General features: G+C 63.4%; 15 protein-coding genes. 6 read left to right on the plus strand and 9 right to left on the minus strand.

What is annotated here, in order from left to right; all coding sequences use genetic code 11:
• Window positions 1-109: 109 nt before the first annotated feature.
• The 6 genes from HWQ56_RS23825 (at window position 110) to HWQ56_RS23850 (ending at window position 9,328) form a co-directional block, all read left to right on the plus strand.
• Window positions 110-1,438 carry an imelysin family protein gene (locus tag HWQ56_RS23825; RefSeq protein ID WP_176571939.1) on the plus strand — a complete coding sequence of 443 codons (1,329 nt, stop codon included), beginning with the start codon at window positions 110-112 and terminating at the stop codon, window positions 1,436-1,438.
• Between the two features lie 27 nt (window positions 1,439-1,465).
• Window positions 1,466-2,878, plus strand: coding sequence for a di-heme oxidoreductase family protein (locus tag HWQ56_RS23830; RefSeq protein ID WP_176571940.1), 1,413 nt, complete (start codon window positions 1,466-1,468; stop codon window positions 2,876-2,878).
• Window positions 2,879-2,897: 19 nt separating this feature from the next.
• Entirely contained in the window at window positions 2,898-3,962 is a 1,065-nt protein-coding gene (locus HWQ56_RS23835; protein ID WP_158155628.1) for an imelysin family protein, read from the plus strand.
• A gap of 2 nt (window positions 3,963-3,964) precedes the next feature.
• Complete coding sequence (locus HWQ56_RS23840; RefSeq protein WP_176571941.1) at window positions 3,965-5,020, plus strand: DUF1513 domain-containing protein; 1,056 nt, start codon at window positions 3,965-3,967, stop codon at window positions 5,018-5,020.
• A 135-nt stretch (window positions 5,021-5,155) separates the two neighbouring features.
• Window positions 5,156-6,283: an efflux RND transporter periplasmic adaptor subunit gene (locus HWQ56_RS23845; RefSeq protein ID WP_176571942.1), complete on the plus strand. Its 1,128-nt coding sequence runs from the start codon at window positions 5,156-5,158 to the stop codon at window positions 6,281-6,283.
• Between the two features lie 15 nt (window positions 6,284-6,298).
• Complete coding sequence (locus HWQ56_RS23850) at window positions 6,299-9,328, plus strand: multidrug efflux RND transporter permease subunit (RefSeq protein WP_176571943.1); 3,030 nt, start codon at window positions 6,299-6,301, stop codon at window positions 9,326-9,328.
• Window positions 9,329-9,395: 67 nt separating this feature from the next.
• Here HWQ56_RS23850 and HWQ56_RS23855 read toward each other — a convergent pair whose 3' ends face one another.
• From HWQ56_RS23855 to HWQ56_RS23895, 9 genes are all read right to left on the minus strand, one after another.
• Window positions 9,396-9,614 (minus strand): hypothetical protein, encoded by a 219-nt coding sequence (locus HWQ56_RS23855; RefSeq protein WP_158155620.1) that lies wholly within the window; start codon window positions 9,612-9,614, stop codon window positions 9,396-9,398.
• A complete protein-coding gene (locus tag HWQ56_RS23860; RefSeq protein WP_158155636.1) occupies window positions 9,614-10,330 on the minus strand; it encodes a lipopolysaccharide kinase InaA family protein in 717 nt (238 codons plus the stop codon). Before HWQ56_RS23860 ends, HWQ56_RS23855 begins: the two co-directional genes overlap by 1 nt.
• A gap of 199 nt (window positions 10,331-10,529) precedes the next feature.
• A complete protein-coding gene (locus HWQ56_RS23865; RefSeq protein WP_158155618.1) occupies window positions 10,530-11,807 on the minus strand; it encodes a sensor histidine kinase in 1,278 nt (425 codons plus the stop codon).
• Window positions 11,797-12,480: a two-component system response regulator ColR gene (colR, locus tag HWQ56_RS23870; RefSeq protein ID WP_158155616.1), complete on the minus strand. Its 684-nt coding sequence runs from the start codon at window positions 12,478-12,480 to the stop codon at window positions 11,797-11,799. Before colR ends, HWQ56_RS23865 begins: the two co-directional genes overlap by 11 nt.
• A 180-nt stretch (window positions 12,481-12,660) precedes the next feature.
• Complete coding sequence (groL, locus tag HWQ56_RS23875) at window positions 12,661-14,304, minus strand: chaperonin GroEL (protein WP_158155614.1); 1,644 nt, start codon at window positions 14,302-14,304, stop codon at window positions 12,661-12,663.
• 49 nt (window positions 14,305-14,353) lie between these two features.
• Window positions 14,354-14,647, minus strand: coding sequence for a co-chaperone GroES (locus tag HWQ56_RS23880; protein ID WP_158155612.1), 294 nt, complete (start codon window positions 14,645-14,647; stop codon window positions 14,354-14,356).
• 766 nt (window positions 14,648-15,413) lie between these two features.
• On the minus strand, window positions 15,414-15,905 hold the full coding sequence (locus HWQ56_RS23885; protein ID WP_176571944.1) for an FxsA family protein: 492 nt from the start codon (window positions 15,903-15,905) through the stop codon (window positions 15,414-15,416).
• A gap of 65 nt (window positions 15,906-15,970) precedes the next feature.
• Window positions 15,971-16,702, minus strand: a complete 732-nt coding sequence (locus HWQ56_RS23890) for a HugZ family pyridoxamine 5'-phosphate oxidase (protein ID WP_158155608.1) — start codon at window positions 16,700-16,702, stop codon at window positions 15,971-15,973.
• Between the two features lie 102 nt (window positions 16,703-16,804).
• Window positions 16,805-17,812 carry a DUF481 domain-containing protein gene (locus HWQ56_RS23895; RefSeq protein ID WP_176571945.1) on the minus strand — a complete coding sequence of 336 codons (1,008 nt, stop codon included), beginning with the start codon at window positions 17,810-17,812 and terminating at the stop codon, window positions 16,805-16,807.
• Between the last annotated feature and the right edge of the window lie 15 nt (window positions 17,813-17,827).

The raw sequence follows: 17,827 nt of genomic DNA on the forward strand, positions 1-17,827 counted from the left end.
AATTTGCTTACATCTTCCTGGTTTACATAAAACGCATATCCTTCGCATGATTGCGCCGATTTTGCGCGTGGCCCCCGCCTCGCCTCCTCTCTCGACGCAGGATATCGCCATGACTCACATGCCCCTGGCCACCGCTGGCCTGCTGGCCATCGCCGTCTCGCTCGCCGGTTGCGACGACAGCAAGCAGGAACAGGCGCCCGCGACGCAGGCGACCGCCGCCAGCGCCGCAGCCACGGGCGGTGTCGGGGTTGACGAAGCCGCGGCCCGAGCAGTGGTGGCGCATTATGCCGACCTGGCCCTGGCGGTATTCACCGACGCCCACACTGGCGCCGTGGCGCTGCAGGCGGCGATCGACGCCTTCCTTGCCAAGCCGGATGACAACACGCTCGACGCGGCACGCCAGGCCTGGGTCGCGGCCCGCGTGCCCTACCTGCAAAGCGAGGTATTCCGGTTCGCCAACCCCATCGTTGATGACTGGGAAGGCCAGGTGAATGCCTGGCCGCTGGACGAAGGCCTGATCGACTACGTCGACACCAGCTACGAGTCGGCGTTGGGCAACCCGGCCGCCAAGGCCAACATCATCGCCAACGCGCATATCCAGATCGGCGAGGACAAGGTCGACATCACCGAAATCACCCCCGAGTCATTGGCCAGCCTCAACGAACTGGGCGGTTCGGAAGCCAACGTGGCCACCGGGTACCACGCCATCGAGTTCCTGTTGTGGGGCCAGGACCTGAACGGCACCGGCCCCGGCGCGGGCAACCGACCGGCGTCCGACTACCGGCTGGGGCCCGACGCCACTGGCGGCCACAACGATCGCCGCCGGGCCTACCTGAGCGCTGTGACCCGCCTGCTGGTGTCCGACCTGCAGGACATGACCCAGCAATGGAAAGCCGGGGTCGCCGACAACTACCGCGCCAGCCTGGAAGCGGAACCAGGGCGCAACGGCCTGCGCAAGATGCTGTTCGGCATGGGCAGCCTGTCGCTGGGCGAACTGGCGGGCGAGCGGATGAAGGTGTCTTTGGAAGCCAACTCGCCAGAAGACGAGCACGATTGCTTCAGCGACAACACGCACCACTCCCACTACTACGACGCGCTGGGCATTCGTAATATCTACCTGGGGGAGTACACGCGCCTGGACGGCAGTCGCTTGAGCGGTCCGAGTCTTTCGGCGCTGGTGGCCAAGGCCGACCCGGCGAGCGATGCCAGCCTGCGTGCCGACCTGGACGCCACGCAGGCCCGCTTGCAGGCCATCGTCGACCGCGCGAACGGCGGCGAGCACTACGACCAGCTGATCGCCGTGGGCAACGAAGCCGGTCATCAGCTGGTACGCGAAGCCATCAGCGCGCTGGTGCGGCAGACGGCGGCCATCGAGAACGCGGCTGGCAAGCTGGGCATCAGCGACCTGAACCCGGACACGGCTGACCATAACTTCTAGCCCCTGCCCTTTTGCCATGGATTGCCAATGTCGTCTGCCCCCCACTTCGGCGCCACGTTACTGACCCTGTGCCTGACAGGCTGCGGCGATAGCGTGCGCCTGGGGGTGGAGGAGCCCGGGGAAGCCTTGGCAGGCGGTACCACCACGGTGTGGCGTGGTGACGTCAACGCCTTCGCCCAGCCTTCGGCCAACCTGTCGGGGGAACGCCGGGTGGACTTCAGCGCCGGCAACAGTTTCTTTCGCAGCCCGTGGGTCATAGCCCCCGCGACCACGATCGCCCGCGACGGCCTGGGCCCGCTATTCAACAGCAATGCCTGCCAGAACTGCCATATCAAGGATGGCCGCGGCCACCCGCCCGAGCCGGATGCCAGCAGCGCGGTATCGATGCTGGTGCGCGTGTCCATTCCCGACACGGCGGCCCAGGCGCACGTCATCCAGCGCCTGGGTGTCAACCCCGAACCGGTGTACGGCACCCAACTGCAGGACATGGCGATTCCCGGGGTCGCCCCGGAGGCCAAGGTACGAGTGGAATATGACCTGGTGCCCGTCACTTTCGACGACGGCACCCGGGTCGAGTTGCGCAAGCCGCGCCTGGTACTGAGCCAACTGGGCTATGGGCCGCTGCACCCCGATGCGCGCCTTTCGGCCCGCGTCGCGCCCCCGATGATCGGCCTGGGCCTGCTGGAGGCCATTCCCGAATCCGCGCTTCTAGCCAACGCCGAGGCTCAGGCGGCCCAGGCCGACGGCGTTCATGGCCAGCCCAACTGGGTGTGGGACGGCGCCCAGGGCAGAACCGTGATCGGCCGCTTTGGCTGGAAAGCTGGCCAGCCTACCCTTGCCCAGCAGAATGCCCACGCGTTTGCCAACGACCTGGGGCTGACTACCCGCCAGTTGCCCGATGCGCCCTGCACGGCGGCCCAGTTCGAGTGCCTGGTCGCGCCCCACGGCGGCGCCCCGGAGGTGAGCGAAAACATCGAACGCCTGGTGCTGTTCTACACCCGCAACGTGGCGGTACCGGCACGCCGGGACGTCAACACCCCCCAGGTTCTGGCCGGCAAACAACTCTTCCACCAGGCCGGCTGCCAGACCTGCCATGTGCCCCAATACACCACCGCCGCTGACGCTGCCGAACCGGAACTGGCGAACCAGCGCATTCGCCCCTACACCGACCTGCTGCTGCATGACATGGGGCCGGGGCTGGCGGACCAGCGCAGCGAGTTCACCGCCACTGGCCAACAATGGCGCACCGCGCCGCTGTGGGGCATGGGCTTGAGCGAGGCGGTCAGCGGCCATACGCAGTACCTGCACGACGGCCGCGCGCGTGACGCCATGGAGGCCATTTTATGGCACGACGGCGAGGCTAACTCGTCGCGCCGCCATGTGTTGTCGTTCAATGCCGGGCAGCGCGCGGCGCTGCTGGCGTTTTTGAATTCACTGTAAGCCCAGCCGGGAGCTTCGCATGTTTCGTCCCACCCTGTTATTCACCAGCCTCGCCGCCCTGGTTCTGGGCGCCTGCACCCCGCAGGACCAGCAGGCGGCTACCAGCGCGGCGATTGCCGAACAGGTGATACTGCCCAGTTACAACCGCTGGGCCGACGCCGACCGGCAGTTGGCCGTCAGCGCCCTGGCCTATTGCCAAGGCAGTGCCAGCCTGGACACCGCCCGTGCAGACTTCCTCCATGCCCAGCGCGCCTGGGCGCAGTTGCAGCCGCTGCTGATCGGCCCCCTCGCCGAAGGCAACCGCACATGGCAGGTGCAGTTCTGGCCCGACAAGAAAAACCTGGTGGGGCGCCAGGTGGACCAACTGGTGAACGCATCGACGCCGGTGGACGCCAGCCAGCTGGCCAGCGCCAGCGTGGTGGTGCAGGGGCTGTCGGCTTACGAGTACATCCTGTTCGACGCCCGCCTTGATCTGGCCGACGCCGGTCAGAAGGCTCGATACTGCCCCTTGCTGATAGCCATCGGCGAACATCAGAAGACCCTCGCCGAGAGCATCCTGGCCCAGTGGAACAGCCCCCAGGGCATGCTCTGGGAACTGAGCCACTTCCCCAACCCGCGCTACGCCGACGGCCACGAGGCCATCGCCGACCTGCTGCGGACCCAGGTCACCGCACTGGACACGCTGAAGAAAAAGCTCGGCACCCCACTCGGCCGGCAGAGCAAGGGTATTGCCCAACCGCTGCAGGCCGAAGCGTGGCGCAGCCAGGCATCATTGGCGAACCTGGCCGCCAGCCTGGACGCTGCCCAGGCCGTGTGGCAAGGCGTGGACGGCCAAGGCTTGCGCCGCTTGCTGGGCAAAGAGCAAAAGGGGCTGGCTGAACGCCTGGATGCGGCGTACGTGGCGGCGCAGACACTGCTTGCGCAGCACCCGCGCCCCTTGGCCGAGTTGCTGGCCGATCCCCAGGGCCGCCAGCAACTGGAAACCCTTTACGACCGCCTCAATACCCTGCACCGGCTGCATGAAGGCGAGCTGGCCAAGGCACTGGGCATCGCCCTGGGCTTCAACGCCAACGACGGGGACTGAGCATGGGCTTGGCACAGTGGTTCAAGACCTTGCTCACCCCCACGGCCACACCGCTGTTACTGTCGGCGCGCGACGACGGCGAAGGCCACCATTACGCCGTTGGTTACCGCCTCGATGGCCGGCAGGTGTTCGCCACCCGTGTCAGCCAGCGCTGCCACGCCATCGTCCAGCATCCCCGGCTTCCCCTGGCACTGTTCGTGGCGCGGCGCCCCGGCACCGAAAGCTACCTGCTGGACCTGCGCGATGGACGCCTGGTGCACACCGTGAACACCCCGCCCGACCGCCATTTCCAGGGGCATGCCGTGGTCCATGCGAGCGGCGAATGGCTGTACACCACGGAAAACGACACCCGCGAGCCCGGCCGGGGTGTCATCGGTGTGTACCGCTTCGACGGGCCACGCCTGGTCCGCCACGGCGAGCTCCCCAGCCATGGCATCGGCCCCCATGAACTGGCCTGGATGCCCGACGGCGAGACCCTGGTGGTGGCCAACGGCGGCATTCGCACCGAAGCCGAGAGCCGGGTGGAGATGAACCTCGACGCCATGGCCCCCAGCCTGGTGCTGATGGGCCGTGACGGAACATGCCTGAGCCAGGAAACCCTGGCACAGCCGATGAACAGCGTACGCCACTTGGCCGTCGCGAACGACGGCACCGTGCTGGCCTGCCAGCAGTACATGGGCGATGCCGAACACGGCGCACCGCTGCTGGCGGTCAAGCGTCCGGGGCAGGCAATGCAACCCTTCCCGGTCAGCGAGCGGCAACTGCGGCTGATGGCCCATTACACCGCCAGCGTCGCCGTGCACGACGGCTTGCGCCTGGTGGCGCTGACCGCGCCGCGTGCCAACCGGTTTTTCGCCTGGGACCTGGATACCGGCGCCGAGCGCCTCGAAGTCAGCATGCCCGACTGTGCGGGCGTAGCGGCGGTAGCGGATGGCTTCGTGGTCACTTCCGGCCAGGGCCGCGCCCGCCTGTTCGATTGCCGCGGCCCTGCCCCGCTGGGCCGCGCCCTGAAACTGCCCGCCGGCTACTGGGACAACCACCTGCACCGCGCCGGTTAGTGGCCGTAGGGCCGCTTGCTGCCCGCGCGGGGCAACCGAAACAGAGGTAATATCCAGCAACACAGCGCGTTGGCATAAAGCGCTGTACGGGAATAATGTGCTGCACTCTTCGTCTGCTCTCCAAGGAAAAGGAATATGCTGCGTCGCCGCATGCTGATCATGTTGGGCATCGTGCTGCTCGTCGTGCTGGTGCTGGGTGGCTACAAGGCCTTTTCCGTGTACCGGCAGATCCAGCAGTTCACCGCGCCAAAGCCGCCCGTGGCCGTCGCCGTAGCCACCGCCACCGAGCGCGCCTGGCAATCGCGCCTGCCGGCGGTTGGCAGCCTGAAGGCGCTGCAGGGCGTCAACCTGAGCCTGGAGGTTGCGGGTACCGTGCGCAGCATCCAGTTCGATTCCGGCCAGCAGGTCAAAGCCGGCCAGCCGCTGCTGCAACTCGACAGCGACGTCGAAACCGCCCTGCTCGGTACCGCCCAGGCCGACCTGGGCCTGGCCCAGGTAGACTACGGCCGCGGCGCCCAGCTGGTAGACAGCCGGGCAATTTCACGGGGCGAATTCGACCGGCTCAACGCCGTACTGCTCAAGAACAAGGCCACCGTGGCCCAGCTCAAGGCCAGCCTGGCGAAGAAGAATATCGTCGCCCCGTTCAGCGGCACCATCGGCATTCGCAGGGTGGACGTGGGCGACTACCTGGCCAGCGGCACGGTCATCGCCACCCTCCAGGACCTCAGCAGCCTGTACGTGGACTTCTACGTCGCCGAGCAGGTCATCCCCCAGGTTCACCTGGACCAACCGGTGCGGGTGACAGTCGCCGCGTGGCCGGGGCAGACCTTCGAAGGCCGCATCAGCGCCCTGAACCCCAAGGTGGAAGACAGTACCCGCAACATCCTCATCCGCGCGACGCTGGCCAACCCCCAGGGCAAGCTGTTGCCCGGGATGTTCGCCAACCTGCAGATCGTGCTGCCACAACCCAGGACCGAAGTGGTCGTACCCGAAAGCGCCGTGGCCTACACCCTGTACGGCAACTCGCTGTACGTGATCGGTGAAAAGCATGAAGCCGACGGCAAGCCCAGCACCGACGCCCAGGGCAAACCGGTGTTGATCGCCGAGCGCCGCTTCGTGGACACCGGCGAGCGCCGCGACGGCGTCGTCATCATCAGCAAGGGCCTCAAGGCCGGCGAACAGGTGGTCACCGGCGGCCAACTGAAACTTACCAACGGCGCGTCCGTCAGCGTCAACCCCGACCAGACTCAGCCCAACCACTGACCCAGGAGAACGGCCATGGCCTTTACCGACCCGTTCATCCGCCGGCCCGTGCTGGCCAGTGTGATCAGCCTGCTGATCGTGCTGCTGGGGTTCCAGGCTTGGAGCAAGCTGCCCATCCGCCAATACCCGCAGATGGAGAACGCCCTGATCACGGTGACCACCGCCTACCCCGGCGCCAACGCCGAAACCATCCAGGGCTATATCACCCAGCCACTGCAGCAAAGCCTGGCCAGTGCCGAAGGCATCGACTACATGACCTCGGTGAGCCGGCAGAACTTCTCGGTGATTTCCATCTACGCGCGCATTGGTGCCGACAGCGACCGCCTGTTCACGGAATTGCTGGCCAAGGCCAACGAGGTGAAGAACAAGCTGCCCCAGGACGCCGAAGACCCAGTCCTGAGCAAGGAAGCCGCCGACGCCTCAGCGCTGATGTACATCAGCTTTTTCAGCGACCAGTTGAACAACCCGCAGATCACCGATTACCTGTCGCGGGTTATCCAGCCCAAGCTGGCGACACTGCCAGGCATGGCCCAGGCCGAAATCCTGGGCAACCAGGTGTTCGCCATGCGCCTGTGGCTGGACCCGGTGAAACTGGCCGGTTATGGCCTGAGCGCCAACGATGTCACCGACGCGGTACGCCGCTACAACTTTCTGTCGGCCGCGGGCGAGGTGAAGGGCGAATACATCGTCACCAGCATCAACGCCACCACCGACCTGAAGTCCACCGAAGGCTTCGCCGCCATCCCGCTCAAGACAGACGGCGACAGCCGGGTGCTGCTGGGTGACGTGGCGCGTGTGCAGATGGGGGCGGAAAACTACGACACCGTCAGTTCATTCAATGGCACGCCTTCGGTTTATATCGGCATCAAGGCTACGCCTGGCGCCAACCCGCTGGACGTGATCCGCGAAGTGCGCAAGCTGATGCCTGAGCTCGAGGCGCAACTACCGCCCAACCTCAAGGCATCCATCGCCTACGACGCCACCCTGTTCATCCAGGCCTCCATCGACGAAGTGGTCAAGACCCTCTTCGAGGCGGTGCTGATCGTGGTTGTGGTGGTGTTCCTGTTCCTCGGCGCCCTGCGCTCGGTGGTCATCCCCGTGATCACCATTCCGCTGTCGATGATCGGTGTGCTGTTCTTCATGCAACTGATGGGGTATTCCATCAACCTGCTGACCCTGCTGGCCATGGTGCTGGCAATCGGCCTGGTGGTGGACGACGCCATCGTGGTCGTCGAGAACATCCACCGTCATATCGAGGAAGGCCGCAGCCCGTTCGACGCCGCCCTGGAAGGTGCCCGTGAAATCGCCATGCCGGTGGTGTCCATGACCATCACCCTGGCCGCCGTTTACGCGCCCATCGGTTTCCTGGAAGGGCTCACTGGCGCGTTGTTCAAGGAATTCGCCTTGACGCTGGCCGGCGCCGTGGTCATTTCCGGCGTGGTTGCACTGACGCTGTCGCCCATGATGTGCGCCTTGCTCCTGCGTGCCGACACCAACCCCAAGGGTTTGGCGCACCGCCTGGACCAGGTCTTCGAGCGCCTCAAGCAACGTTACCAGCGCATGCTGCACGCCACCCTGCAGACCCGCCCGGTGGTGGTGGTGTTCGCGGTGATCGTGCTGGGCCTGATTCCGGTGTTCCTCAAGTTCACCCAGTCGGAGCTGGCGCCCAACGAAGATCAGGGCATCATCTTCATGATGGCCACGGCGCCGCAACCCACCAACCTCGACTACCTGAACACCTACACCAACCAGTTCCTGACCATTTTCAAGGACTTCCCCGAGTACTACTCATCATTCCAGATCAACGGCTTCAACGGCGTGCAATCGGGTATCGGCGGCTTCCTGCTCAAGCCGTGGAACGAACGCAACCGCACGCAGATGGAGCTGCTGCCCGAGGTTCAGGCACGCCTGGCGCAGATCCCCGGGCTACAGATCTTCGGCTTCAACCTGCCGGCGCTGCCGGGTACCGGGGAAGGCCTGCCTTTCGAGTTCGTGATCAATACGGCGAACGACTACGAGTCGCTGCTGGACGTGGCGCAACGGGTCAAGGAGCGCGCCGAAGCCAGTGGCAAGTTCGCATTCCTGGACATTGACCTGGCCTTCGACAAGCCGGAAGTGGTGGTCGACATCGACCGCGCCAAGGCCGCGCAGATGGGCGTGTCGATGCAAGAGCTGGGCGGCACGCTCGCCACCCTGCTGGGGGAGTCGGAGATCAACCGCTTCACCCTCGATGGGCGCAGCTACAAGGTCATCGCCCAGGTGGAGCGCGCCTACCGCGACAATCCGGGCTGGCTCAATCAGTATTACGTGCGCAACAACCAGAACGAGTTGCTGCCGCTGTCAACGTTGATCAGCGTCAGCGACCGTGCCCGGCCGCGTCAGCTCAACCAGTTCCAGCAGCTGAACTCGGCCATCATCCAGGGCTACCCCATCGTCAGCATGGGCGAGGCCGTGCAGACCGTGCGCGATATCGCCAGTCAGGAAGCTCCAGCCGGCTTTGCCTTCGACTATGGCAGCAGCGCCCGGCAGTATGTTCAGGAAGGCAATGCGCTCTGGGTGACCTTCGGGCTGGCGCTGGCGATCATTTTCCTGGTGCTGGCGGCGCAGTTCGAAAGCTTCCGCGACCCGCTGGTGATTCTGGTCACTGTACCATTGTCGATCTGCGGTGCATTGATCCCGTTGTTCCTGGGCTGGTCAAGCCTGAACATCTACACCCAGGTGGGCCTGGTGACCTTGATCGGGCTGATCAGCAAGCACGGTATTCTGATCGTGGAGTTCGCCAACCAGTTGCGGCGGGACAAGGGGCTTGGCGTGCGGGAAGCCGTTGAAGAAGCCGCGGCGATTCGTCTGCGGCCGGTACTGATGACCACCGCGGCGATGGTTTTTGGCATGGTGCCACTGATACTGGCCACAGGTGCTGGCGCGGTAAGCCGTTTCGACATCGGGTTGGTGATCGCCACGGGGATGTCGGTGGGCACGCTGTTCACCCTGTTCGTGCTGCCCTGCGTGTACACGCTGGTGGCCAGACCCGACCGAGCCGAGTAGCAGCGGACCCGGCCGCGTCCTGACCACCGCGCAGCCCCCGGCACACGCTGAAAAAGCAGGGGACCGGTCAGCCGCGGGAGCGCACGCCCTGGGTCATGCCGAACATGAACAGCAACAGGTCATGGTCAGGCTTGGCATCAGCGTGCACCTTGGGTGTACGGGGCAACGGGCACTGTTGCGCGGCGCTCAGCACGCCAGGCCGTGGCTGATCCCAGGCGGCCATGGCAGCCGTGGTCACCGCCAGCGCACCTACCAGAAACAAACCTCGAGCAATTTCTAGTTTCATCACTCTAAACCTTTGATTACGCTGCCAAACGCCGTCTCATAAAAGTAGAGCAGTTTTTTCCAGTCTGCGTCGCTGAACGACGAGTGGCGACGCAGTTGCTTCATGTCATGCTGGGCGGCGCCGTAGGCAGTCCAGCGGCGTCGGCACTTCTCCAGGTCCAGCAACGCCACCTCGGGCCTGGCGGCAGCGCCCTCGCCTACCACACGTACAAACACGTGCTTGATATACAGGCAACTGTGCTGCCAACGCCCGCGGTGCATGCGCGCCAGGTTTTCCGCCAGCTGCTGCAGCATCGCATCATGGACCGCCTCGCCATACTGCTCACGCCCGCCCGCTGCGTACCATTTTTCAATCTCGTCGAACCCATCCAGCGACTCGGTCACCAGCAACGCGCGCCACTGGTGTTTCGGGTCACGCTGGGCACCGCAGAACACCATCTTCGGAACGTTGACATTCAGTGCATACAAGCCCTGCAACGCATCACGCTCGCGCAGCACGGTTGGCCGGCCGAAGGGATGCAGCACGCTGCGGTAAATGTGCCCGGTCTGACGCTTGATATATAGCAGTTGGCCATTGTCGGCGTAAACCCGCTGCACCCCACTTTCCCCACCGCGACGGACATTGGGTTCTTCAACCCACTCACCCCGCTGACGCCAGAAATAATCGAAGCGCGTTTCGGACCCCGCCGTGTTTTCAGTAGCGTAGTCGATTGCCATTCGGTACTCCTCGCGAAAAATGGCTACACGATGGCGGCAGGCAAGGGCCCGGAACGGCGGCAAAGTTAGCCAGTCGTCCGTCATCGTCGTGTAATGCCAATGTGAAAAAAATGTAGGAAAGCTCAGAAATAGGAGCAAGGTTTTACAGAAGCTTGATGATGGCGAAGGGCCATGTGTCGCTAAATGATTCTACGCTGCATCAGCCGCTTGTCGCCAGCGTCACCTGGAAGCAGCAACCGTTGGGGTCACGTGCCGTCAGTTCAACCTGCCAACCCTGGTCATCGCAGATACGTTGAACCAGCGACAACCCCAAGCCCAACCCTTCTCCGCGACGCTCGGTGGCGCGCACGAATGGCTGGAACACGGCCAGGCGTTTCTCCTCGGGAATGCCGATGCCAGTGTCCTCGACCGTGAAGCCCGTGGGCTCGAGCGTCAGGCGGATGAAACCGGTGTCGGTGTAATGCAACGCGTTGCGCAGCAAGTTGCCCATCACGGCCAGCAGGAAGGTCGCGTTGTAGCGGGTAGCTGGCAGTTCACCGCGCACCACTTCCAATACCAGGCCTTTGTGCTCGATGGGACCGCGCCACAGGCTGATCAGGTTATCGGCTACCTGGTCCAGGCTCAGTTGCGCGCTGATTTCGCTTTCGTTGCGCTGGGCCCGCGCCAACATCAGGAAGGTCTGCACCAATTCGCGCATTTCCACGCAGGCCCGGGCTATACGCTCCACCTGAGCACGGGCGCGGGCATCCAAAGCCGGGTTTTCCAGCAACAGTTCACAGGAGGTCGCCAGCACCATCAATGGCGTGCGCAACTCGTGGCTGACGTCACTGGTGAACAAGCGCTCCCGGGTCAATGCATCACGCAAGCGCCCCAGGGTGGCGTCGAACGCCACGGCCAACTCGCCCACTTCATCAGCGGCATAGTCGGGTGCCAGGGGCGGCGCCAAGCCCAGCAATTGGTCGCGGTGGCGCACCTGGCGTGCCAGGCGCACCACGGGTGCCATCACCCGACGGGCAAGCACCCAGCCCAGAAACACCGCCAGCGCCAAACTGAGCACGAAACCCACCAGCACCACGGCGAACAGCACCCGCTCGCGTTCTTCGAAATCGCTCTGGTCTTGCAGCAGCACATAGCGGCGGTCGTCGACTATTTCCACCATGGCGTGGTAAGAGAGGTCACCACGAAACACCTCGTGAAAACCCGGCGCCAGGTGCCGCAGGTCTTTGGGTAACGCATAGTCACCGCGCCCGCCACTGTAATAGAACAACTGGTCCGGCTCGGGGCGGTGGTTCCAGTCACTGACATTGTCCATCAGCAGCAAGCGCTGCAGGTCGCCCCCCAGGCCTGCCGAAATCAGCTTTTCTTCCACCAGGTGCACCGTGGCCACGATGCCCACGGCGAAGGCGCCTGCCACCAAGGCACTCATCAGGGCAAAAGCGATGATGATGCGTTGTGCGAGGCTTTGCTTAAACTCCATCTTTGCCCTCGGCCAGGCGATACCCCACGCCATGCACCGTTTGCAGCAATGGTTTGTCGAACGGCTTGTCGATCACCTGGCGCAGTTGGTGAACGTGGCTGCGCAGGCTGTCGCTGTCCGGGCAATCATCGCCCCACAGGGCTTCTTCCAGCACTTCGCGACGCAAGACGTGGGGGCTTTTCTGCATCAGCACGGCCAGCAGCTTCAGGCCTACGGGGTTGAGCTTGAGCGCACGGCCCTGGCGGCTGACTTCAAGGGTGTCCAGGTCGTAGCTCAGGTCGCCGACCTGCAGGCTGCGCCGCCCGCCCCCCTGGGCCCGACGCAGTACCGCTTCGATGCGCGCGGCCAACTCCGACAGGGCAAAGGGCTTGACCAGGTAGTCGTCGGCGCCCGAACGGAAACCCTGCAGCCGGTCGTCCAACTGGTCGCGGGCGGTCAACATGATCACCGGGGTCTCGCGGCGCGCGTCTTCGCGCAGGCGCTTGCACAAGGTGTAGCCGTCGATGCCGGGCAGCATGATGTCCAGTACGATCAGGTCATAATGTTCGGTGGCCGCCAAGTGCAGACCGGACAGGCCATCTTGCGCGCAGTCCACCGTATAACCCTTCAAGCCCAGGTAATCGGCCAGGTTGGCGAGAATATCGCGGTTGTCTTCAACCAATAGAATTCGCATGGGCAGGTTCTCCGTCCAGTGTATTTGCCCGTGGGCGCAGGCAGCTTACGGCGTTCGGGCAGCCAGGGCCAGTGATGGCGTGGAATCGTCGCCGTCCTCTTCCTACGCTTTGCCCAGTGCCGCGGGCATAAAAAACCCCGCACGAGGCGGGGTTCTTGTGAAGCGAGGGGTGAGGCTGGCTTACATCATGCCGCCCATGCCACCCATGCCGCCCATGTCTGGCATGCCGCCAGCCGCAGGAGCATCTTCCTTGATCTCGGCGATCATGGCTTCGGTGGTGATCATCAGGCTGGCGATCGAGGAAGCAGCCTGCAGTGCCGAACGGGTCACTTTGGCTGGGTCCAGGATACCCATCTGGATCATGTCGCCGTATTCGCCGGTGGCAGCGTTGTAACCGAAGTTACCTTCGCCTTGCTTGACCTTGTCGACGACTACGCTTGGCTCGTCACCGGAGTTGGCAACGATCTGGCGCAGCGGTGCTTCGACAGCGCGACGCAGCAGAGCGATACCAACGTCCTGATCGGCGTTGTCGCCTTTCAGACCAGCGATGGCCTGCAGGGAACGGACCAGGGCCACGCCACCGCCAGGTACCACGCCTTCTTCGACGGCAGCACGGGTAGCGTGCAGGGCGTCTTCAACGCGGGCTTTCTTCTCTTTCATTTCAACTTCGGAGCCAGCGCCAACCTTGATCACTGCAACACCGCCGGACAGTTTGGCCAGGCGCTCTTGCAGTTTTTCACGGTCGTAGTCGGACGAAGTGTCGGCCACTTGCTGACGGATCTGGGTAACGCGAGCCTGGATGTCAGCCTCGACGCCAGCACCGTCGATGATGGTGGTGTTTTCTTTCGACAGAACGACGCGCTTGGCGTTACCCAGGTGCTCCAGGGTAGTGCTTTCCAGGCTCAGGCCGATCTCTTCGGAGATAACGGTACCGCCGGTCAGAACGGCGATGTCCTGCAGCATGGCCTTGCGGCGGTCGCCGAAGCCTGGGGCCTTGACGGCAGCAACCTTGACGATGCCACGCATGTTGTTCACGACCAGGGTCGCCAGGGCTTCGCCTTCGACGTCTTCAGCCACGATCAGCAGTGGGCGGCCGGCTTTGGCAACGGCTTCCAGCACTGGCAGCATTTCGCGGATGTTGGAGATCTTCTTGTCGACCAGCAGGATCAGCGGGCCGTCGAGCTCGGCGACCATGGTGTCTGGCTTGTTGACGAAGTAAGGGGACAGGTAGCCGCGGTCGAACTGCATGCCTTCAACGACCGACAGTTCGTTTTCCAGGCCCGAGCCTTCTTCAACGGTGATGACGCCTTCTTTACCGACTTTTTCCATGGCTTCGGCAATGATGTCGCCGATGGAGGAGTCGGAGTTGGCCGAAATGGTGCCGACCTGAGCAATGGCTTTGGAATCAGCGCATGGCTTGGACAGGCCTTTCAGCTCTTTGACGATGGCGATGGTGGCCTTGTCGATACCGCGCTTGAGGTCCATCGGGTTCATGCCGGCAGCGACGGCTTTCAGGCCTTCGTTGACGATCGACTGAGCCAGAACGGTGGCGGTGGTGGTGCCGTCGCCCGCATCATCGTTGGCACGGGAGGCAACGTCCTTGACCAGCTGCGCGCCCATGTTTTCGAAGCGGTCTTTCAGCTCGATTTCCTTGGCGACGGAAACGCCGTCCTTGGTGATGGTCGGAGCGCCGAAGCTCTTCTCGATGATCACGTTACGGCCTTTCGGGCCCAGGGTCGCTTTTACCGCGTCAGCCAGGACGTTAACGCCAGTCAGCATTTTCTTGCGGGCGGAGTCGCCGAATTTAACTTCTTTAGCAGCCATGATCGTTTTCCTTGAATACTGGGTAGTAACGGGAGAGCAGCGGGGGTTATCAGCCTTCGATGACGGCGAGAATTTCGTTCTCGCTCATCACCAGCAGGTCTTCGCCGTCGACTTTCACAGTGTTGCTGCCGGAGTAAGGGCCGAACACGACCTTGTCGCCCACTTTCACGGCCAGAGCACGTACTTCACCGTTGTCCAGCACTCGGCCGGTACCGACCGCGATGACTTCACCATTGTTGGCTTTCTCGGCAGCCGAACCTGGCAGAACGATACCGCCAGCGGTTTTCTTTTCTTCTTCGCTGCGACGGATAACGACGCGGTCATGCAGAGGACGAAGCTTCATTGTCGATCTCTCCTAATTATGGTTTTCAGCGGCCGGTGTCTGTACCGGCGTTGTGGTTCATCCGGCGGGGCCGGTCGCGGCTCGCTGCGCGAGACGCGGAATATTGTCTGGCAAAGCCAGAAACCTTGCGGTGACCCATACATGAGGTCGCGTTGAACGATTACAAGTGCTGGCCAAAAAAATTTTCACTTTCGGCGGGGCAAAAAAAGGTTCTTCACGGAATCCCGGGAAGGTTGTGGCACCGCCACAGATCCGCAGTGAGCAAGCAGAGCGGACCAGGTAATGCCCCAGGCATAACTGGCCCGAAACAGATGTGGGAGTGGGGGGGGCGCCGAGCCCTTGCCCGGGAAGCGCCGCGCGGGCGGCGCTCGATTTCAAGGGCGCAGGAAATGCCAAGACAGGTATTTGGTGGCCTTCATGCGGTTGAAGGCGGGCCGATAGAATGTCCGTCGGAGCTCCTGGCTGGGGATTGCAGCAGGGCTACGAGGCGCCAGGCGATGATGTAGTGTCGCTGTTGAGATCGAGCGCCGTCCGCACGGCGCTTCCCGGGCAAGGGCTCGGCGCCCCCCCCCACTCCCACATCCGTTTCGGCCCAGTTATGCCTGTGAGATCACCTGGGCCGCCATATTTGTCCGCTAAAGATTTTCGTAAGCACCACCCACTTTCCCGGCAATCCGTGAAGAACCCAAAAAAAGGGGAGCTGGTGTGCCAGCGAGCTTTGGGTGGGCCAAAACTCGCTGGCACGCCAGCTTCCGCAACGACCCGCTCAGGAGTCGCGTTTTTCGAATTCGCCTTCGATCACCGTTGGCTCACGGCTCACCGCATGGTTGGCCGCCGGACGCGCATGGCCTTCGTAGGTCTGGCCGCGATACAGGTCCTCGGCGAACGAACGCTGGCGCGCGGCCTGCTCGCGGGCCTTGGCGCTGAGCTTGTTACCGATCAGCTTGCGCGTGAACGGCAGCAGGCACAGCAGGCCCAGCACGTCACTGATGAAACCGGGCAGCAGCAACAGACCGCCGCCAATGGCGACCATCAAGCCCTGGAACACCTGCTCGGCGGGCAGCTCGCCGCGCTGCAGACTTTGCCGGGCATTGAGCGCCGTGGCCAGGCCGGCCACGCGCACGACCAGCACGCCGATGGCCGAGCCGGCGATGATCAGCGCCAGCGCCGGGAAAAATCCGATCGCCACGCTGACCTGAATGAAGACGTAAAGCTCGAGCACCGGGAAGAGCAGGAGCAGAAATAGAAAAGCACGCATCAAGGGTTTCCTCTGCGGAAGAACGACTTCCAGTAGACCCTAGATGACGTCGACGTTTCGTGAATTCAAGCCTCGACCTGTCCAACGGTCGGCCATGCCTGGGCATGGGCCAGTGAAACCAAGGCCTGGCGGACTTCCAGCGGTGTGTTGCAAGGTTTTTCAAAAGGCAGCCAATAGACGGCCTGGCCAATACGCAGGTGCATGCCCTCGCTGTCGACGCCCGCCAGTTGCGCGGGCACCTGGGCAGGCAGGCCGGCCAAGGCCACGTAGTGGGCGATGGCCTTGGCATGGTCGGCGTTCATGTGTTCGACCATGCCGGTTTCAGCCGTGCCAGCAAAGGGGTTGGCCAGCGTCACCTGGTCCAGCCAGTGAATGGCACCGAAACCGCCGATGTAGCGGTGGCGTACCGGTTCCAGTACCCAGAAGTCGAAATCATGGGCGCGGTGATAATTGGCCGAATCCGGGAAGTAGCGGTAATAACGCTGGGACGCCGCTTCGATTTGCGCTTCATCCTGCAGCCGGCGTGCCTCGGCCAGTACCGTGAGGCGCCCCACGGCCTGCACATCTTCGGCTTCGCGCTCGCCCACCAGCAAGGAGCACTTGGGGTCTTTCTGCAGGTTGTGAGTGTGCTGGGCAATGCGGCTGATGAGGATCAACGGGTTGCCCTGGGCATCCAGGCAATAGGGCACCACTGACCCGAACGGGAAACCGGGCATGGACTTGGAATGGGTGGACAGAACGCCGCGGTATTCCTTGAGCAGCAGTTCACGGGCCTGACGCAGGGCTTGGGCGCTCACCAGAAGCTCCTTCTATTAAAGGAGCTTCAAGTTACAAGTTTTGCGCCGCAAGCTGCAAGCCGTGCGCGTCCTCATCGCTGGGTGCGGGGTGCAGTCAGCCCGTTACCAGGCCACGCCGAAGCCGGCGGTATAGCGGCTGGTGTTGAGGTCGGCGTTGCTGGAGCCGGTGACCATGTCCTTCTCGTACTTGAGGTTTAGCGACGCCCACTGGGTGACCTTGTAACGCACGCCCACTTCCGAATCCAGGCTGTAGTCGGCCACGCCGCTGAGCGGCTTGCCGACTTCGCCGTTGGTGAAGAACTCGAAGGTCTTGCCGATCAGGAAGCGATTGTAGGCCCACTTCACACCCACCGAGTAGAAGTCGGACTTGTCGCCATCGGCGTATTCGTAGGTGCTGTGGTTGAGCAGCGAACCCAGGGAGAAAGCGCCCAGTTCGTCGTCCCAGAACTGATAGCCCGGGCCGGTACCGACGGTACGCTGCTTGGACAGGTCTTCGACGAAGTCACGCTTGACGTTGACCCGACCTTGCCAATACCACTTGTCCGTGATGAAACGGTCGAGGGCATATTCGGCGTTCCAATTGTTGGTGCCGACCACCTCGTCGGTGGTTTCGCGGTTGTACTCGGCATCAGCCGTGTGCCGCCAGCGGCCACTGCGCGCCGAGGTCTTGAACGCCAGGTTGTAATCGTCGGTGTCGCTGTCCGCGCGTTGGAAGTCAACCGCTGCGTCGATGTTGCCCTTCCACACCAGGTCACCCACCACCGGCTTGGGCTTGATGATCTGCTGGATGCTGGCCAGCTCCACGGTCTTGGGCGCCTCGCCATTCTGCATGACGACCTTGCCGTCATCGGCCGCCTTGAGCGATTTGGCCTTCTGGCCGGTGTAGGCGTCCTGCTTGACCAGCAACTCCTGGTCGCTCTCAAGGGTCTTGACCTGTTTCCAGTCCAGCGCAATGGACCCGCCGTAGGGGGTGTCGAGCATGAGTTTGCCGCCGTCGAACACCGTGATCTTGCCGGTCAGGCGGTCGCCATTCTTCATCCAGACGGTGTCGGCGAGGGCGGTGGTGGAGGCACTGGCGATGGCGAGGCACATCAGGGTTCTGGACAGCATAAGCGTATTCGGGCT

This window comes from Pseudomonas eucalypticola, from assembly GCF_013374995.1.
GTDB classification, from domain to species: Bacteria; Pseudomonadota; Gammaproteobacteria; order Pseudomonadales; family Pseudomonadaceae; genus Aquipseudomonas; species Aquipseudomonas eucalypticola.

What these genes read in the sequence shown, in the direction of transcription:
- HWQ56_RS23885 (WP_176571944.1), bottom strand. Translation starts at nt 15,905, where the DNA reads ATGCGTGCTTTTCTATTTCTGCTCCTGCTCTTCCCGGTGCTCGAGCTT.
- HWQ56_RS23835 (WP_158155628.1), top strand. Translation starts at nt 2,898, where the DNA reads ATGTTTCGTCCCACCCTGTTATTCACCAGCCTCGCCGCCCTGGTTCTG.
- HWQ56_RS23850 (WP_176571943.1), top strand. Translation starts at nt 6,299, where the DNA reads ATGGCCTTTACCGACCCGTTCATCCGCCGGCCCGTGCTGGCCAGTGTG.
- HWQ56_RS23895 (WP_176571945.1), bottom strand. Translation starts at nt 17,812, where the DNA reads ATGCTGTCCAGAACCCTGATGTGCCTCGCCATCGCCAGTGCCTCCACC.
- HWQ56_RS23825 (WP_176571939.1), top strand. Translation starts at nt 110, where the DNA reads ATGACTCACATGCCCCTGGCCACCGCTGGCCTGCTGGCCATCGCCGTC.
- HWQ56_RS23880 (WP_158155612.1), bottom strand. Translation starts at nt 14,647, where the DNA reads ATGAAGCTTCGTCCTCTGCATGACCGCGTCGTTATCCGTCGCAGCGAA.
- HWQ56_RS23855 (WP_158155620.1), bottom strand. Translation starts at nt 9,614, where the DNA reads ATGAAACTAGAAATTGCTCGAGGTTTGTTTCTGGTAGGTGCGCTGGCG.
- groL (WP_158155614.1), bottom strand. Translation starts at nt 14,304, where the DNA reads ATGGCTGCTAAAGAAGTTAAATTCGGCGACTCCGCCCGCAAGAAAATG.
- HWQ56_RS23865 (WP_158155618.1), bottom strand. Translation starts at nt 11,807, where the DNA reads ATGGAGTTTAAGCAAAGCCTCGCACAACGCATCATCATCGCTTTTGCC.
- HWQ56_RS23845 (WP_176571942.1), top strand. Translation starts at nt 5,156, where the DNA reads ATGCTGCGTCGCCGCATGCTGATCATGTTGGGCATCGTGCTGCTCGTC.
- HWQ56_RS23840 (WP_176571941.1), top strand. Translation starts at nt 3,965, where the DNA reads ATGGGCTTGGCACAGTGGTTCAAGACCTTGCTCACCCCCACGGCCACA.
- HWQ56_RS23830 (WP_176571940.1), top strand. Translation starts at nt 1,466, where the DNA reads ATGTCGTCTGCCCCCCACTTCGGCGCCACGTTACTGACCCTGTGCCTG.
- HWQ56_RS23860 (WP_158155636.1), bottom strand. Translation starts at nt 10,330, where the DNA reads ATGGCAATCGACTACGCTACTGAAAACACGGCGGGGTCCGAAACGCGC.
- colR (WP_158155616.1), bottom strand. Translation starts at nt 12,480, where the DNA reads ATGCGAATTCTATTGGTTGAAGACAACCGCGATATTCTCGCCAACCTG.